The organism is Lelliottia sp. 7254-16, assembly GCF_002922995.1.
GTDB lineage: Bacteria > Pseudomonadota > Gammaproteobacteria > Enterobacterales > Enterobacteriaceae > Enterobacter > Enterobacter jeotgali.
The window spans coordinates 81625-97554 of the sequence record NZ_PQVS01000011.1; the positions used below are offsets into that span (position 1 = coordinate 81625).

Genomic DNA, 15930 nt, shown 5'->3' on the forward strand with positions numbered 1-15930 from the left:
TTCTGTATGTCACAACTGGATGAAAAAAGGCGGCTATTATACTGGAAATTCCGCCGTACGATAAGAGAGAAGCTTGCCAGACGCGCGATTGCTGCACTCTTATTGCGCATTCTCACAAAAATTAACAAAATTATCCGATCTTACTTACCCTGTATCATCGTAAGGTGTGACGGACGCTAATTTCTTGACTGGAGTAATGATGTTAACACTTGATGCCACCAAAACCGCGCTTGTTGTGATTGATTTGCAGGAAGGTATTCTGCCGTTCGCCGGCGGCCCGCACACGGCTTCGGATGTGGTCAGCCGCAGCGCACGTCTTGCGGATAAATGTCGCGCCAGCGGATCGCCGGTGGTGATGGTACGCGTGGGCTGGTCAGCCGATTTCGCCGAAGCGCTGAAACAGCCGGTGGATGCGAAAGCGCCTGCCGCCGCGCTGCCCGCAAACTGGTGGACGTATCCTGAAACTCTGGGCAAACAGGATAGCGATATCGAAGTCACCAAACGCCAGTGGGGCGCGTTCTATGGCACCGATCTGGAACTCCAGCTGCGCCGTCGTGGGATCGACACCATCATCCTGTGCGGGATTTCCACCAATATCGGCGTGGAATCCACCGCGCGTAACGCCTGGGAACTGGGCTTTAATCTGGTGATTGCCGAAGACGCGTGCAGCGCCGCCTCGGCGGATCAGCATCAGGGCAGCATGACCCATATCTTCCCGCGTATTGGCCGCGTGCGCAGCACCGACGAGATCCTTAGCGCGTTATGATCTACCTGGGACTTCCCCAATGGTCGCACCCGAAATGGGTGCGCCTGGGCATTACCAGCCTTGAAGAGTATGCCCGCCATTTTAACTGCGTGGAGGGCAACACCACGCTGTACGCCCTGCCGCGCGCGGAGATCGTCGCACGCTGGCGGGAGCAAACGACCGATGACTTCCGCTTCTGCTTTAAATTCCCGGCGACCATTTCGCACCAGGCCGCGCTGCGCCAGTGCGGAGATTTAACCGAGGAGTTTTTCGACAGGATGTCGCCGCTGGCGAACCGCATTGGCCAGTACTGGTTGCAACTGCCCGCCACCTTTGGCCCGCGCGATCTGCCCGCGCTGTGGGGTTTTCTCGACGCCCTTCCCCGCGAATTTACTTACGGCGTGGAAGTTCGTCATCCAGAGTTTTTCGCCAAAGGTGAAGCGGAACAGGCGCTTAACCGTGGATTGCATGAACGCGGTGTGAATCGTGTCATTTTGGACAGTCGTCCGGTCCATAGCGCCGTGGCGCATAGCGAAGCCATTATCGACGCCCAACGTAAAAAACCGAAAGTGCCGGTTCATGCGGTCGTCACCGCCCACAACCCGATGGTGCGGTTTATCGGCAGCGACAATATGCAGCAAAACCGCGAGATGTTCGACGTCTGGCTGCAAACACTGCCGAAATGGGAGCAAACCACCACGCCTTACCTGTTCCTGCACACGCCGGACATCGCCCAGGCGCCTGAACTGGTCGATGCACTGTGGCAAGCCTTGCAGGCTGCGGTTCCGTCCCTTGGACCTGCCCCGTCGATCCCACAACAATCTTCTCTTTTCTGACGTCAACCCCTATCATAGAAGTGCCATCTGCCAAAAACAGGGAGTTTGTATGGTCAGCGCACTGTACGCGGTGTTAGGTGCATTACTACTGATTAAGTTTTCGTTTGACGTTGTGCGCCTGAGAATGCAATACCGCGTCTCATACGGTGACGGTGGGTTTTCGGAGCTTCAAAGCGCCATTCGCATTCATGGTAATGCGGTGGAGTACATTCCCATTGCGCTGATTTTGCTGCTGCTCATGGAAATGGACGGCGCAGAAACCTGGATGGTTCACGTCTGCGGTCTGTTATTGATCGCCGGGCGACTGATGCATTATTACGGCTTCCACCACCGCTTATTCCGCTGGCGTCGTTCCGGCATGAGCGCGACCTGGTGTTCGCTTTTGCTGATGGTGCTGGCTAACCTGTGGTATATGCCGTGGGAGTTGGTTTTCTCTTTCCATTAGCGCACAATACGCCACTTTATTTTTCCCGGATTTTTACGTTATGTCTGATCGCGACACGCTTTTTTCCGCGCCTATCGCCAGTCTGGGCGACTGGACCTTTGATGAACGGGTAGCCGAAGTCTTCCCGGATATGATCCAGCGCTCTGTTCCAGGTTATTCCAATATCATCTCTATGATCGGCATGCTGGCTGAACGCTTCGTTCAACCCGGTACGCAGGTTTATGACCTGGGTTGTTCACTGGGCGCCGCGACGCTGTCGGTTCGCCGTAACGTGCATCACGAAGGCTGCAAAATCATTGCGGTCGATAATTCTCCGGCAATGGTCGAGCGCTGCCGCCGTCATCTGGACGCTTACAAAGCCCCCACCCCGGTTGACGTCATTGAAGGCGATATCCGCGATATCAAGATCGAGAACGCCTCAATGGTGGTACTGAATTTTACCCTGCAGTTCCTGGTGCCTGAAGATCGCCAGTTGTTGCTGGACAAAATTTACGCGGGGTTGAACCCTGGCGGTGCGCTGGTGTTATCGGAAAAATTCAGTTTTGAAGATGCCAACGTCGGCGAGTTGCTGTTCAACATGCATCATGATTTTAAACGTGCCAATGGTTACAGCGAGCTGGAGATCAGCCAGAAGCGCAGCATGCTTGAAAACGTGATGCTGACCGACTCGGTCGAAGCACACAAAACGCGCCTGCGTAAAGCCGGTTTCGAGCACAGCGAACTTTGGTTCCAGTGCTTTAACTTTGGTTCCCTGGTCGCTCTGAAAGGGGACAACGCATGATCGACTTCAGCAATTTCTATCAGCTCATCGCCAAAAACCACCTCTCCCACTGGCTGGAAACCCTGCCTGCGCAGGTCGCGGCCTGGCAGCGTGATTCTCTGCACGGTCAGTTTAAGCAGTGGAGTAATGCGGTGGAGTTTTTGCCGGAAATGACCCCGTATAAGCTGGACTTATTGCATAGCGTCACCGCCGAAAGCGCCGAGCCGCTGAGCGAAGGCCAACTGCTGCGTCTTGAAAAGCTGATGCGCAACCTGATGCCGTGGCGCAAAGGGCCGTTTTCTCTCTACGGCCTGAACATCAATACCGAGTGGCGTTCCGACTGGAAATGGGATCGCGTTTTACCGCACCTGTCAGATTTGACCGGTCGCACGATTCTGGATGTGGGCTGCGGAAGCGGGTATCACCTGTGGCGCATGATTGGCGCGGGTGCACATCTGGCAGTCGGGATCGATCCAATGCAGCTGTTCCTGTGTCAGTTTGAAGCCGTGCGCAAACTGCTGGGCAACGACCAGCGCGCGCACGTTCTGCCGCTGGGCATTGAGCAACTGCCTGCGTTGAATGCCTTTGATACCGTCTTCTCGATGGGCGTGCTGTATCACCGCCGCTCGCCGCTGGAACATCTGTGGCAGTTGAAAGATCAACTGGTCAGTGGTGGCGAACTGGTGCTGGAAACGTTGGTTATCGAAGGCGACGAAAACGCGGTGCTGGTTCCCGGCGATCGCTATGCGCAAATGCGTAACGTCTACTTTATCCCGTCCGCGCTGGCGCTGAAAAACTGGCTGGCGAAATGCGGTTTTGTGGATATCCGCATTGTGGATGTGTGCGTCACGTCGACTGAAGAGCAGCGCCGCACCGAGTGGCTTACCACTGAGTCGCTGGCCGAATTCCTCGACCCGAACGACAGCAGCAAAACCATCGAAGGCTATCCCGCGCCGATGCGTGCGGTATTGATTGCGACTAAGCCGTGATTTGCCCGGCGGCGCTTCGCTTGCACGGTCCTACTGTTTTGTAGGCCGGGTAAGGCGAAGCCGCCACCCGGCGAAATATAAAAAAAGGCCCCTGTTGAAATTGCAGGGGCCTGGTACAAGCAAGCATCATATTGGGCGACATGATGCGCGGTAAAAATCGTTGCTACACGTGAAACTGCTCAATCATTGATTTCATTACCGCAACCGACTCTCCATCTACGCCGTAGCGGGAGTACTCATCCGCTTCTGCATCTGTCGACATTGATAATCCTGTATTGCGATATCGCATAGGCGAAGGCGTCCACTTGCCTGCCGAGCTGTGAAGCTCTTCTACCCCTGCGTTTAAAAACGTTTCCAGATTGCTGGCGCGAACGCCCGCACCCGCCATTATTATTGGAACACCGGAATATGCTTTTAGTTCCATAATTAATTGCAGTCCTTTTTCAGCGCTCGACTGCTGGCCGGATGTTAGGATGCGTGCCACGCCTAATTCCGCCAGATTTTCAAAGGCTTGAACAGGGTCTTTACACATATCAAAGGCACGATGAAACGTCACCGCCATCCCTTTTGCCGCCGCCATAATCTGGCGCATACGCGGCATATCAACGTTGCCGTCTTCATCAAGCAGGCCGATCACCAGACCGGGGAAACCCAGCTCGCGCACTGTAGCGACGTCTTCCAGCATCGCGTCAAACTCACCCGCCGAGTAGCAAAAATCTCCGCCGCGCGGGCGAATAATCGGGTGAACGGGAATGGTCACCGATTTGCGAACCGACTTCAGTACGCCGTAGGACGGCGTCAAACCGCCCTCTTTCGGCGCGGCGCACAGTTCTACGCGATCGGCCCCGTTTTGTTGCGCCGTGACAGCACATTCCATGCTGTAACAACAAATCTCCAGTAGCGCCACATTTCCTCCTTAAATCCACGGTAATAAACCATCATGCCACGCCGCAAAACGGCGGACTCAGCGTGAGTTCACACTCTTTTGCTGCTCATGCTTCACTGGCGACAATTTGCTCGATAGTCCAGGGGTGAAATTTCACCGTGACTTTTCCATCAGTCACGGCCAGCGTCGGGTTCGGCAGACGCTCGCGTTCCCCTTTTGGCGAGCTGGTTTTCACGAAAATGCCGGACTGGCTCAGACCGTCATCGGATAACAGCGCCAGCGCACGTGCATTCAGCGTTTCAGGGTCACCCGGCAGTACGATTTCGATATGCTCCCAGCCCTCAATCGGATAACGTTTTTCGCCCGGCCACGGTAATTCGACCACGCTAAACTGCCAGTGGGCCACGCACACCGGTTGATGCAATTTGAACAGGCAAATCGGGCGACCGTTGATCTCGTTTTCTGACAGCAGTTCACCGCACTGTTCAAATCCGCGACGCCAGCGCTCCGCCGTCGCATTCTGATGACAGCGCAGGGAGATGTGATCGGCGTCGAGTGGTGCAATATCCAGCCCCAGTCGAGTGGCAAGTTCTGTGAACGCCTGGGTGAAACGCGGTAAATTTGCGGAAATATCATGCAGTTCGTCTATGGATTGCCAGTTCGTCATCAGCGGTTCTCTTATCCTGTCGCAAAGCGGCTAATTTACCGTGTTGACGGCTGGCAACCAACCGCAGATTTCACGTTTTACCCGTTGCATGTTTATGCACTATTTCATCGCCTGTTTTCTGAGCGCGCTTAAGCCTGTGCAATGCTGACGTCAGAGGGCATTTGCAGTATACTCCGGCCCTAAATTCTCAAACTGGTGTGGGTTGTAGTGGGCCCACAGCAAAAATGTAAGGTATCCAGGTGAATATTCAGGCTCTTCTCTCCGAAAAAGTCAGTCAGGCACTGATTGCCGCAGGCGCTCCTGCGGATTGCGAACCTCAGGTTCGCCAGTCAGCAAAAGTACAGTTTGGCGACTATCAGGCCAATGGCGTGATGGCAGTTGCTAAAAAACTGGGCATGCCGCCACGACAACTCGCTGAGCTGGTGCTGACGCATCTGGATCTCAACGGCATTGCTCATAAAGTTGAGATTGCAGGTCCTGGCTTTATCAATATTTTCCTCGACCCGGCATTTCTCGCAGGCCACATTGACGCTGCGCTGAAATCTGAGCGTCTGGGCGTAGCCCTGCCAGAAGCGCAAACTGTCGTTATCGATTACTCTGCCCCCAACGTGGCGAAAGAGATGCACGTCGGCCACCTGCGCTCCACCATCATCGGTGATGCGGCGGTGCGCACCCTGGAATTCCTCGGTCATAAAGTGATTCGCGCGAACCACGTGGGCGACTGGGGTACGCAATTCGGGATGCTGATTGCGTACCTTGAGAAGCAGCAGCAGGAAAACGCGGGCGAAATGGCGCTGGCAGACCTGGAAGGTTTCTACCGCGAAGCCAAAAAACATTACGACGAAGATGAAGTCTTCGCCGAGCGCGCGCGCAGCTACGTCGTCAAACTGCAGGGCGGCGATGCCTACTTCCGCGAAATGTGGCGCAAGCTGGTTGACATCACCATGTCCCAGAACCAAATCACCTATGACCGTCTGAATGTCACCCTGACCCGCGACGACGTTATGGGCGAAAGCCTCTATAACCCAATGCTGCCGGGCATTGTGGCCGATCTGAAAGCCAAAAAACTGGCGGTAGAGAGCGAAGGCGCAACGGTTGTGTTCCTTGATGAGTACAAAAACAAGGACGGCGAACCGATGGGCGTGATCATCCAGAAAAAGGATGGCGGCTATTTGTATACCACCACCGATATCGCCTGTGCGAAATACCGTTACGAAACGCTGCATGCGGATCGCGTGCTGTACTACATCGATTCCCGTCAGCATCAGCACCTGATGCAGGCGTGGACTATCGTGCGTAAAGCCGGTTACGTGCCAGATTCCGTTCCGCTGGAACACCACATGTTCGGCATGATGCTGGGTAAAGACGGTAAGCCGTTCAAAACCCGCGCCGGTGGTACCGTGAAGCTGTCCGATCTGTTGGACGAAGCGCTGGAACGCGCGCGTCGTCTGGTGGCTGAGAAGAACCCGGATATGTCTGCGGATGAGCTGGAAAAACTGGCGACGGCTGTGGGTATCGGCGCGGTGAAATACGCGGATCTGTCAAAAAACCGTACCACCGATTACATCTTCGACTGGGATAACATGCTGGCCTTCGAAGGCAATACCGCGCCGTACATGCAGTATGCCTACACCCGCGTGCTGTCCGTGTTCCGTAAAGCCGACATCGACGAAAGTGCGCTGGCGAATGCTCAGGTGGTGATCAACGAAGATCGCGAAGCACAGCTTGCTGCCCGTCTGCTGCAGTTCGAAGAGACGCTGGCTGTCGTTGCCCGTGAAGGGACGCCGCACGTGATGTGTTCTTACCTGTACGATCTGGCGGGTCTGTTCTCTGGCTTCTACGAGCACTGCCCAATCCTGTCTGCTGAAAGCGAAGAAATCCGCAACAGCCGCCTGAAACTGGCGCAGCTGACCGCGAAGACGCTGAAGCTGGGGCTGGATACGCTCGGTATCGAAACCGTAGAGCGTATGTAAAAAAAGAAACCCGGCGATGGCCGGGTTTTTTGTCCGTGTTTTTCGTAGCCCCGGTAAGCGCAGCGCCACCGGGGAAAATGCCTGATGGCGCTGCGCTTATCAGGCCTACAAAATCGCAACCTAGAAATACTTGCGTAAATACTCCGTCAGACACAGAATCGCCATTGCCTGGCCATACGGCATGGAGGTCAGCGGTATCTGCCGATAAAACTCCAGATTACTGCCCATCCCCGTACCAAACGACGTTTGCAACAACTCCCCTTCCGGCGAGATATTATTCACAATTCCACGAATGGCTTTTTCTGCCACGTCGGCGTATTCCGCGCCAACGTAGCGCTTACGCACCGCTTTTAAAATCCCGTAGGCAAACCCAGCCGTGGCGGATGCTTCAAGATACGAGTTCGGGTCGTCCAGCAGCGTGTGCCACAAACCGCTTTCGTCCTGACACGTCGCCAGCGCCGCGATTTGTGCGTTGAGCACCTGCACCAGATAACGACGCACCGCGTTGTTTTCCGGCAGATCCACCAGCTCAAGGAAGTCCGGGATAACCATCGTCAGCCAGCTGTTCCCGCGCGCCCAGCGGGCCTTCGCGAAGTTATGCTGCCCGTCGTAATTCCAGCCGTGGAACCACAGGCCCGTCTCCCGGTCCATCAGGTTTTGCACGTGCAGCAGGAACTGGTAAGTCGCTTCTTCAACGTACTCCGGGCGGTTAAGTAATTTGCCGATTTTTGCCAGCGGCAGAACGGTCATCATCAGCGTGTCATCCCACATCTGCTGATGGTTCTCTTCGGCAAGCGTAATGTGCTGCATCCCGCCGTGATCCGTGCGTGGCATGTCGTTCATCGCCCATTCTGCCCAGCTCTCCAGCCACGGCAGATACGTGGCGTTTTTCGTCTCCTCATAGCGATACGCCAGGGTCAGGAACGGGGCCATCGTATTGACGTTTTTGGTGGTCGCGCCTTCGGCAAAGCGATCGGCAAACCAGCCGTCGATGATGTCACGCATCTGGCCATTGCCGGTCTGGCAGTAATACTGCCAGATACCGTATAGCCCGACGCCGTGCGTCCATTCCCATCCCGCCCAGCCTTTGGTGTCGATCACGCGACCGTCGTCGAGGCGCAGCAAAAATTCGCCGGTTTTATCGTGAATGTTCACCAGGTTGTGCGTCACCTTTTCAATCAGCGATTTCAATTCATCCCTGGCAATAAAATGCTCAGGCTGACGCAGTAACGGGCTATGTTTGACGGGCCAAACCTTCATAATCTTAACCTCTGTGATATGTCGAATTCAGTACCGCGCGGTCCTTCAGGGAAGGTGCCACCGGCTTATTGCGATTCAGATAACCAATATTGTTGTTGCCCCACAGGGATTCGTACGGCATCCCGGCCAGCAGCTCGACTGTCTCGCGCGCCTGCACCGTGGCGGTCTCCGGCATAGCACGGCCAGACTCGCGCATTTTGGCGGTCTCTTCGCGCAGGGTGCTGTGGGTTTGCAGATTCAGTTTGAAGCGCAGGGAAACCAGGAAACCGCAGAAAAGCACCAGAATAGTACCGACGCTCAGGATCATCAGAATGGTGTGGCTCACTTCCTCTGGCTGAACTTTCTGACCGCTGACAAAGCCGGACATCTGCATCACGATACCTACCAGCATGATGGCCCCCGCCTGGGAAGCTTTGCGCGTCAGCGTCATAATGCCAGCGAAGATCCCTTCGCGGCGCTGGCCGGTGATGACTTCATCCACGTCGGCAATGTAGGTGTAGATATTCCACGGCACATAGTTGATACCGCCGCGACCGAGGCCAGCCACCGCCGACACCAGCAGCAACAGCGCATAAACGTCGCTCAGCCCTGCGTAATAGAGCACTGCGTAGGAAATGGAAGCCAGACCGAACAGCACCACCACCATCCGATAGGACGGAGCTGGTCCAAAGCGGATACACAGTGGAATCATGGCGATCACCGCGATGAACTGGAAGATAGCCATCGTTCCCAGCAAGTTCGAGGCCATTGATGCTTCCTGCATCAGCACGAACACCACGTAATAGGTAAACACGGCGTTGAACACATCCTGTGCGATATAACCGCCCAGATACATCCCCAGATGCTGGCGGAAAATCTTCACCCGCAGCGTAGAGCTTAACTCGACAAACAGGCGGTTCAGGCTCTGACGGAGGTTGAGTTTTTTCTTCTCCTCTTCGGCGCGCAGCGCTGCTTCCGACCACTCTTCACGCGGACGTTCCCAGGTGAAGAACCAAACGAACGTCAGCATCATCGCGCACAGCACGGAGAACACCAGGCTCGCATAGAAGAAGGAGATGGCGTTGTCTTTCCCGAAGTGGGTCAGCAGAATACCCGGCAGGAACGAGGCCAGAATCGCCGACATTTGTGCCATCGAAATACGCGCGCCAGAGAATTTGGTTTTCTGTTTGAAATCGTCAGTCATTTCCGGGACTAAGGTTTCGTAAGGCACCAGAATCATGGTGTACACGATATCGAAGATCAGATAGGTGACCAGGTAGTACCAGAAGCTCATGTCCCCTACCCACATCATCGAGTAGCTGAAGACGCAGGGAATGCCGAGCAGGATAAAGAACTTACGCCGGCCAAAGCGTTTGCCAAGCCAGGTGGTACCAAAGTTATCGGTCAGGAAGCCCATCAGCGGACTGACCACGGCGTCCAGCACCCTGGCCGCCGCAAAGATAAATGTCGCCTCAATAGGCGAGAGTCCACAGAAGGTCGTATAAAAATATAACAGCCAGGCCGCCGTCAGTGCGGTCGTACCTGCCCCAAGAAAATCGCCTGAGCCATAAGCCAGGTAATTTTTGAGCCCAATTTTACGTGTTTTCATTGCCGTCAACCCTTTAAGTGTTGGGAGACTCCCTGTATGCAAACCTCGTCCGGGAGTTTTTACACGGCTACAGTAAAAGCATCGTCATATTGATACCTTTCTGTTTCTGCCACTGCATGAGGGCGAATGGCAATAATGCAAAGAGAATAACTACGCGTGTCACTGATTTATAAAACAGCGTTTCTTTTGCATCAAAAGGCGGGGTCATTTTTTGCGAGCCAGCCGTCAGTTTCTGCTGACGGCTGGCGAAAAGGCAGGCAATTAGCGGTAGTTGACGATCACTTCGTTACTCTGAACTTTCAGCGCGGGGATCAGGCGTCCACCACCCGGCACTTCCCAGACAAAGCGCAGCGGTTCAACGGCGGGCACGCCGTCGAACGCGCGCGTAGTCCCACTTTCGCCATCAATTTCGGTACAGCGTGTTTGCGAGCACAGCCGCACGCGTAGCCCGGCGGGTGTCGGGCCGATCAGCTGATAGCGCCAGACCACCAGCGTCATCAAACCAGAAGCGGGCTCAGAGGCAGTCAGCGGTCGCGACGAGGCCGATACGCCACGATTGTTGAGCGTGATACCGATACTGCTCGCCTGCCACGTTCCCTCGCCTGCGGCCTGTGCCATCAGCGGGAACAACAAAATCCATAACCAGTGACGCATTATTTCCCTCCAATGGTCGCCGTCATACGAATATGGCGGTTATCCGACAGCTCCAGATTCGACAGCACCACCAGCTGCGTCAGGCTACGGCGCAAGAAGCGCGACAGCAGCGGACGCAGGGCGTGATTGACCAGCAGAACCGGCGGTGCGCCAAGCATCTCCTGACGCGCCAGCGCCTCTTGCGTCTGGGCCAGCAGTCGGTCGGCCAGGCCCGGTTCGAGGCCGCCACCGCCCTGCAACGCCTGCAACAGCAGACGCTCAAGCGGCGTATCGAGGCCAATCACCTGCACTTCGCCATTCCCCGGGAACCACAGTTGCGTTATGGCTCGGCCTAACGCCACACGTACCACGGCGGTGAGTTCGTGCGGATCGCTTTGCAACGGCGCATGTTCTGCCAGTGTTTCCAGAATGGTGCGCATATCGCGGATCGGCACTTTTTCGTCGAGCAGATTTTGCAGTACTTTGTGCAGCGTCGTTAGCGTCACTACGCCCGGCACCAGATCTTCGGTCAGCTTCGGCATCTCCTGCGTCACGCGATCCAGCAACTGCTGCGCTTCCTGGCGACCAAACAATTCCGCCGAGAACTGACCAATCAGGTGGTTGAGATGCGTCGCGACCACGGTGCTGGCTTCAACAACCGTGTAACCCTGAATCTGCGCCTGCTCTTTCAGGGCGCTTTCAATCCAGATTGCGGCCAGACCAAAGGCCGGGTCGATCGTCTGCTCGCCTGGCAGCGTACCCGCCGCCGTGCCTGGGTTAATCGCCAGCCAGCGTCCAGGGTAGGCATCGCCGCTGCCAATCTCCACGCCTTTCATCAGAATGCGATAGCGTGCCGGTGGCAGGTCCATGTTGTCGCGGATGTGAACCACCGGAGGCAGGAAGCCCATATCCTGAGCGAATTTTTTACGGATACTGCGAATGCGCCCGAGCAGTTCGCCGTCCTGCTGGAAATCGACCATCGGTATCAGACGATAACCCACTTCCATTCCGAGGGAATCTTCCAGCTGGACATCATTCCACGTGGCTTCAACCGCCTGATTATTGTCCGGCATTTTAACCGGCGTCGGCTCTGCGACCGGTTTGGTATCGCGTCCGCGCAGCCACCAGGCCAGACCGAGCAATGCAGCGGTAAACAGCAGGAAGACGAAGTTTGGCATGCCCGGCACCAGACCCAGCAAGCCAAGCACCGCCGCAGACAGCACCAGCACGTTTGGATTGGTGAACAACTGGCTGACCATCTGCTGGCCAACGTCTTCGTCGGTACTCACGCGGGTCACAATAACGCCCGCTGCGGTAGAGATAACGAGGGCTGGGATCTGCGCCACCAGGCCGTCACCGATAGTCAGCAGCGTATAGCTTTCCGCCGCATGGCCCATGTCCATGCCGTGCTGGAGAACACCCACCAGCAGGCCGCCGACAATGTTGATAACCATGATCAGGATACCGGCGATGGCATCGCCGCGAACGAACTTACTCGCACCGTCCATCGAACCGTAGAAATCGGCTTCCTGGGTCACGTCGGAGCGGCGTTTTTTCGCTTCATCTTCGCCAATCAACCCGGCATTCAGATCGGCGTCAATAGCCATCTGTTTGCCCGGCATCCCGTCCAGCACGAAACGTGCGCCAACTTCAGCGATACGGCCCGCACCTTTGGTGATAACCATAAAGTTGATGATAACGAGGATCACGAACACCACGATACCGATAGCAAAGTTACCGCCAACGAGGAAGTGACCAAAGGCCTCAACCACTTTACCCGCCGCCGCCCCGCCGGTATGTCCGTCCATCAAAATGATACGCGTGGACGCGACGTTCAGCGCCAGGCGCAGCAACGTCGTGAACAGCAGGATGGTCGGGAATGCAGCAAAATCAAGGGTTCGCTGGGTAAACATCGCCACCAGCAGCACCATGATGGATAGCGCAATGTTGAAGGTAAAAAGCAGGTCGAGGATAAATGCTGGCAACGGCAGCACCATCATCGACAGAATTAGCAGGATGAGAATCGGCCCGGCAAGAATTTGCCATTGCGTCGATTTCATGTTGCCGGGCAGGCGCAGCATTGCCACCAGATTAGCCATCAGTGTCCTTCTCGTTCATAAAATCCAGTGCTTCAGGCACCGGAAGATTTTCAGGTTTCACAGGTCGTTGACCGCCTGCTAAACGCCAGCGTTTCAGCTGCCAGACCCAGGCCAGCACTTCCGCCACTGCGGCGTAAAGCTGACCCGGTATTTGCTGTCCAATTTCTGCGTGACGATACAGAGCACGTGCCAGTGGCGGGGCTTCCAGTACCGGCACGCGGTGTTCTGCGCCAATTTCGCGGATGCGCAACGCAATTAAACCCGCCCCTTTCGCGACCACTTTAGGAGCGCTCATTTTGTTTTCGTCGTATTTCAGCGCCACGGAGTAATGGGTCGGGTTGGTGACGATAACGTCTGCTTTCGGCACATCTTCCATCATGCGACGTCGTGCCGCTGCGCGCTGCATCTGGCGAATACGCCCTTTAACGTGAGGATCGCCTTCCATCTGTTTGTACTCGTCACGAATATCCTGTCGGGACATGCGCAGCTTTTTGATATGGCTGTAAATCTGGAAGAACACGTCAAAGCCCACCATCGGGATAATGCTGAGCACCACCAGCAACGCGCACAGCCCCACCAGATTCATGGCATTGTTCATTGCCGTCAGAGGCGATTCGCTGATCAGGCGCATCATATCTGGCCAGTGATGCCAAAGGTAAAACCCGGCGGTGCTGCCCATCAAAGTGGATTTTAGAATCGCTTTCAGCAGCTCAGCGCCCGTTTGCGCCGAGAACATTTTTGCAATCCCCGGGAAGGGATTGAGCTTGGAAAATTTGGGTTGCAGCGCTTTACCGCTGAACACCAGCCCGCCCAGCATGACGGGGGAAACCAGCGCCACGATAACGACGCCGGCGATCAGCGGCAGGAGCGCAATCATGGCGTCTTTAATGAGCAGAATAATTTGGCTGAGGATAAGATTGGGATCGTTGACCATGCTGTGGTCAAAACGCAGGCCGGCAGAAAGCATACCCGCCAGTCTGCGGGCGAGCGACTCCCCTCCCAGCCAGATGATGCATACACCTACGATTAAGATCAGCAGGGATGTCAGCTCACGGGATCGTGGGATTTGCCCGTCCTCACGCGCCTTATCTAGTCGGTGGGGTGTGGGGGCTTCTGTTTTGTCGTCGCTGTCGTCTGCCACAGTGCGCGCTCTCTGCCCATTTCGTGGCGTTTATCTTGCCAGAGCACGCCCTAATCAATGGATGGAAAAGCCCGTATAAGGTGCCCTTTTTGTCCTGTTTGAGTTAAATCTTCCTGGTTTTATTGATAGCAACGTCCAAAAAAGGACAATATTTTTTGAAAAAAATTAATTCAAAAAGAATGGGGAATGAAAGCCAATTTTAATTATACCTATTAAACATTCACCCAACAGACTTCGATTATTAAACTCAACATAAACCATAAATTCGGCCCTTACTTATATTTCATAATTATTAGTATCAGCAAAAGAATAATCTTGGCAAATACTATTAGAAACCAAGTGTCACTTTACAAGCCCACGATTATCTTTTACGTTAAATAATATCAATTAAGCCACGACTACCTTTTAAAAAAAGTAATATTGCGTACTGGTGATAATGATCATTTCTGTCTATATTACTCCATCGTTATTACTCAACCCGTGCATAATTGTTAAGGACTTCATTTATGAATTTCAAAAAAAAGGTTGTTGTCGGTGCGTTTGTCGCCCTTGTTTCTGGAAGTCCCTTTGCGGCAGAAATGAATGCAGGGACGATTCATTTTACCGGTGAGATTATTGAACCCAGCTGTACCATCCAGGGCGATAATGGTTCGGACAGTACGGTTCCCCTTGGAACTTACCCTGCTTCATTATTCACAGACGTAGGAACGGAATCCACATTAATGCCCTTCTCTATCACCCTGACGGGGTGTCCGTTAAAAAGCGATGGCCTTCCTTCTGTTCAGCTAACCTTCAATGGCACAACAACCCTGACAGCGTCGAAAACTCTGCTCGATGTCAGTACGATCACCACGGCTGGCGACACGGCAGCAACAGGGGTCGGGATTGCAGTGACCCCAGACACCAAAGATACGCAGTATATCTCGATGGATGGCTCTGAAGGTCAAATTGCTATCGAACTTCCGACCAAAAAAGAGGACCTCATCAGGGCTGATTTTAACGCCCGATATAAGTCATTTTCTAAAACTGTCACTGCCGGCCCAGCCGATGCGGATATGACGGTAAATATTATCTATCGATAACAGTCTCGTTTTCCATTCACAATAATCTCCTGATAGTGGTTATTGAATGGTCGTTCATTGCAATAGCCAGGAGGCTAATTCTGGCTATTGCAAGCTATTTTATTTTCACCCAACGCAGGCATTGTTTATGCGTATTTTCACGCAGATTCTATTTTTACTCCCTGTCTTTTTGACATCGTTCAGCCATGCAGAGGGCATTCAGATCGGCCGTACGCGATTGATCTACGATGCCACTAAGAAAGAGATTTCACTGCCGCTGGTGAATAACGATAGCATCCTTCCGTGGTTGATTCAGTCGTGGACAGATACAGGCGATGGCAAAACACGCGGGCCATTTATCGTCACACCACCGTTATTTCGTCTCGATCCTCAGAAAGAACAGAGTCTGCGTATCGCATGGAATGGAACGGCTCTTCCCGATAACAAAGAGTCGCTGTTTTACATGAACGTTCGCACTATTCCCGCAACCGCTAAGGAAGACGACGATAAAAATGTTTTACGTCTGATCTATAAAACCCGTTTAAAGCTGTTCTGGCGCCCCGCAGGACTGGCAGGCACTCCCGTTGAGACGTGTAAAAACCTCCGTTTTTCCTTAAACGGGAGGCAATTAACGGTGAGCAATCAGGGCGCGTTTCACATCACATTCGACAGCTTACAGTTGGGCACCACCAGGATTGATAAAGCCGACATGGTGAGCCCTCAGTCAAACACGCTGATCCTCGTTCCAGAGAACACTACAGGCACCCTCGTCAGCTGGCGATGCATTACCGATTACGGCAATGCATCCGATAAATTTTCAACCACCCTGGCTCAGGATTAGAACAAA

Annotated in this window: 15 protein-coding genes; 8 read left to right on the forward strand and 7 right to left on the reverse strand. The window is 54.3% G+C overall.

Annotation, left to right across the window (positions count from 1 at the left end; translation table 11 throughout):
• The first annotated feature begins 199 nt into the window (after window positions 1–199).
• Genes C3708_RS15310 through cmoB form a run of 5 tightly spaced genes read left to right on the forward strand, consistent with a single transcriptional unit; the run spans window position 200 to window position 3775 of the window.
• A complete protein-coding gene (locus C3708_RS15310) occupies window positions 200–766 on the forward strand; it encodes a hydrolase (protein WP_103946082.1) in 567 nt (188 codons plus the stop codon).
• Entirely contained in the window at window positions 763–1581 is an 819-nt protein-coding gene (locus C3708_RS15315) for a DUF72 domain-containing protein (RefSeq protein WP_103949656.1), read from the forward strand. The genes C3708_RS15310 and C3708_RS15315 overlap by 4 nt, the downstream gene beginning before the upstream one ends.
• Before the next feature lie 49 nt (window positions 1582–1630).
• Window positions 1631–2026, forward strand: a complete 396-nt coding sequence (locus C3708_RS15320) for an MAPEG family protein (RefSeq protein ID WP_100779772.1) — start codon at window positions 1631–1633, stop codon at window positions 2024–2026.
• 40 nt (window positions 2027–2066) lie between these two features.
• On the forward strand, window positions 2067–2807 hold the full coding sequence (cmoA, locus tag C3708_RS15325; RefSeq protein ID WP_095282396.1) for a carboxy-S-adenosyl-L-methionine synthase CmoA: 741 nt from the start codon (window positions 2067–2069) through the stop codon (window positions 2805–2807).
• On the forward strand, window positions 2804–3775 hold the full coding sequence (gene cmoB / locus C3708_RS15330) for a tRNA 5-methoxyuridine(34)/uridine 5-oxyacetic acid(34) synthase CmoB (RefSeq protein WP_095282397.1): 972 nt from the start codon (window positions 2804–2806) through the stop codon (window positions 3773–3775). Before cmoA ends, cmoB begins: the two co-directional genes overlap by 4 nt.
• A 163-nt stretch (window positions 3776–3938) precedes the next feature.
• Here cmoB and cutC read toward each other — a convergent pair whose 3' ends face one another.
• Together cutC and C3708_RS15340 are read right to left on the reverse strand one after the other, a co-directional pair.
• Window positions 3939–4682, reverse strand: coding sequence for a copper homeostasis protein CutC (gene cutC / locus C3708_RS15335; RefSeq protein WP_103949657.1), 744 nt, complete (start codon window positions 4680–4682; stop codon window positions 3939–3941).
• Window positions 4683–4767: 85 nt separating this feature from the next.
• Window positions 4768–5328 (reverse strand): VOC family protein, encoded by a 561-nt coding sequence (locus C3708_RS15340; RefSeq protein WP_103949658.1) that lies wholly within the window; start codon window positions 5326–5328, stop codon window positions 4768–4770.
• A gap of 239 nt (window positions 5329–5567) precedes the next feature.
• On the opposite strand from C3708_RS15340, the gene argS reads away from it, so the two are divergent.
• A complete protein-coding gene (argS, locus tag C3708_RS15345; RefSeq protein WP_103949659.1) occupies window positions 5568–7301 on the forward strand; it encodes an arginine--tRNA ligase in 1734 nt (577 codons plus the stop codon).
• A gap of 120 nt (window positions 7302–7421) precedes the next feature.
• Here the strand turns inward: argS and C3708_RS15350 are convergent, their stop codons facing one another.
• The 5 genes from C3708_RS15350 to flhB form a co-directional block, all read right to left on the reverse strand.
• Window positions 7422–8561, reverse strand: a complete 1140-nt coding sequence (locus C3708_RS15350; RefSeq protein WP_095282401.1) for a glycoside hydrolase family 105 protein — start codon at window positions 8559–8561, stop codon at window positions 7422–7424.
• 4 nt (window positions 8562–8565) lie between these two features.
• Complete coding sequence (locus C3708_RS15355; protein WP_095282402.1) at window positions 8566–10149, reverse strand: MFS transporter; 1584 nt, start codon at window positions 10147–10149, stop codon at window positions 8566–8568.
• 261 nt (window positions 10150–10410) lie between these two features.
• Window positions 10411–10803, reverse strand: coding sequence for a flagellar protein FlhE (locus C3708_RS15360; protein ID WP_095282403.1), 393 nt, complete (start codon window positions 10801–10803; stop codon window positions 10411–10413).
• Window positions 10803–12881: a flagellar biosynthesis protein FlhA gene (flhA, locus tag C3708_RS15365; protein WP_095282404.1), complete on the reverse strand. Its 2079-nt coding sequence runs from the start codon at window positions 12879–12881 to the stop codon at window positions 10803–10805. The genes C3708_RS15360 and flhA overlap by 1 nt, the downstream gene beginning before the upstream one ends.
• Window positions 12874–14022, reverse strand: a complete 1149-nt coding sequence (gene flhB / locus C3708_RS15370) for a flagellar biosynthesis protein FlhB (RefSeq protein ID WP_095282405.1) — start codon at window positions 14020–14022, stop codon at window positions 12874–12876. The genes flhA and flhB overlap by 8 nt, the downstream gene beginning before the upstream one ends.
• Window positions 14023–14528: 506 nt before the next feature.
• On the opposite strand from flhB, the gene C3708_RS15375 reads away from it, so the two are divergent.
• Together C3708_RS15375 and C3708_RS15380 are read left to right on the forward strand one after the other, a co-directional pair.
• Entirely contained in the window at window positions 14529–15104 is a 576-nt protein-coding gene (locus C3708_RS15375) for a fimbrial protein (protein ID WP_103946089.1), read from the forward strand.
• Between the two features lie 127 nt (window positions 15105–15231).
• Window positions 15232–15924, forward strand: a complete 693-nt coding sequence (locus C3708_RS15380) for a molecular chaperone (RefSeq protein ID WP_103949660.1) — start codon at window positions 15232–15234, stop codon at window positions 15922–15924.
• The last annotated feature ends 6 nt before the right edge of the window (window positions 15925–15930 follow it).

What these genes read in the sequence shown, in the direction of transcription:
- C3708_RS15315 (WP_103949656.1), top strand. Translation starts at nt 763, where the DNA reads ATGATCTACCTGGGACTTCCCCAATGGTCGCACCCGAAATGGGTGCGC.
- C3708_RS15360 (WP_095282403.1), bottom strand. Translation starts at nt 10,803, where the DNA reads ATGCGTCACTGGTTATGGATTTTGTTGTTCCCGCTGATGGCACAGGCC.
- C3708_RS15350 (WP_095282401.1), bottom strand. Translation starts at nt 8,561, where the DNA reads ATGAAGGTTTGGCCCGTCAAACATAGCCCGTTACTGCGTCAGCCTGAG.
- C3708_RS15380 (WP_103949660.1), top strand. Translation starts at nt 15,232, where the DNA reads ATGCGTATTTTCACGCAGATTCTATTTTTACTCCCTGTCTTTTTGACA.
- cmoA (WP_095282396.1), top strand. Translation starts at nt 2,067, where the DNA reads ATGTCTGATCGCGACACGCTTTTTTCCGCGCCTATCGCCAGTCTGGGC.
- C3708_RS15355 (WP_095282402.1), bottom strand. Translation starts at nt 10,149, where the DNA reads ATGAAAACACGTAAAATTGGGCTCAAAAATTACCTGGCTTATGGCTCA.
- cmoB (WP_095282397.1), top strand. Translation starts at nt 2,804, where the DNA reads ATGATCGACTTCAGCAATTTCTATCAGCTCATCGCCAAAAACCACCTC.
- flhA (WP_095282404.1), bottom strand. Translation starts at nt 12,881, where the DNA reads ATGGCTAATCTGGTGGCAATGCTGCGCCTGCCCGGCAACATGAAATCG.
- C3708_RS15310 (WP_103946082.1), top strand. Translation starts at nt 200, where the DNA reads ATGTTAACACTTGATGCCACCAAAACCGCGCTTGTTGTGATTGATTTG.
- C3708_RS15340 (WP_103949658.1), bottom strand. Translation starts at nt 5,328, where the DNA reads ATGACGAACTGGCAATCCATAGACGAACTGCATGATATTTCCGCAAAT.
- C3708_RS15375 (WP_103946089.1), top strand. Translation starts at nt 14,529, where the DNA reads ATGAATTTCAAAAAAAAGGTTGTTGTCGGTGCGTTTGTCGCCCTTGTT.
- C3708_RS15320 (WP_100779772.1), top strand. Translation starts at nt 1,631, where the DNA reads ATGGTCAGCGCACTGTACGCGGTGTTAGGTGCATTACTACTGATTAAG.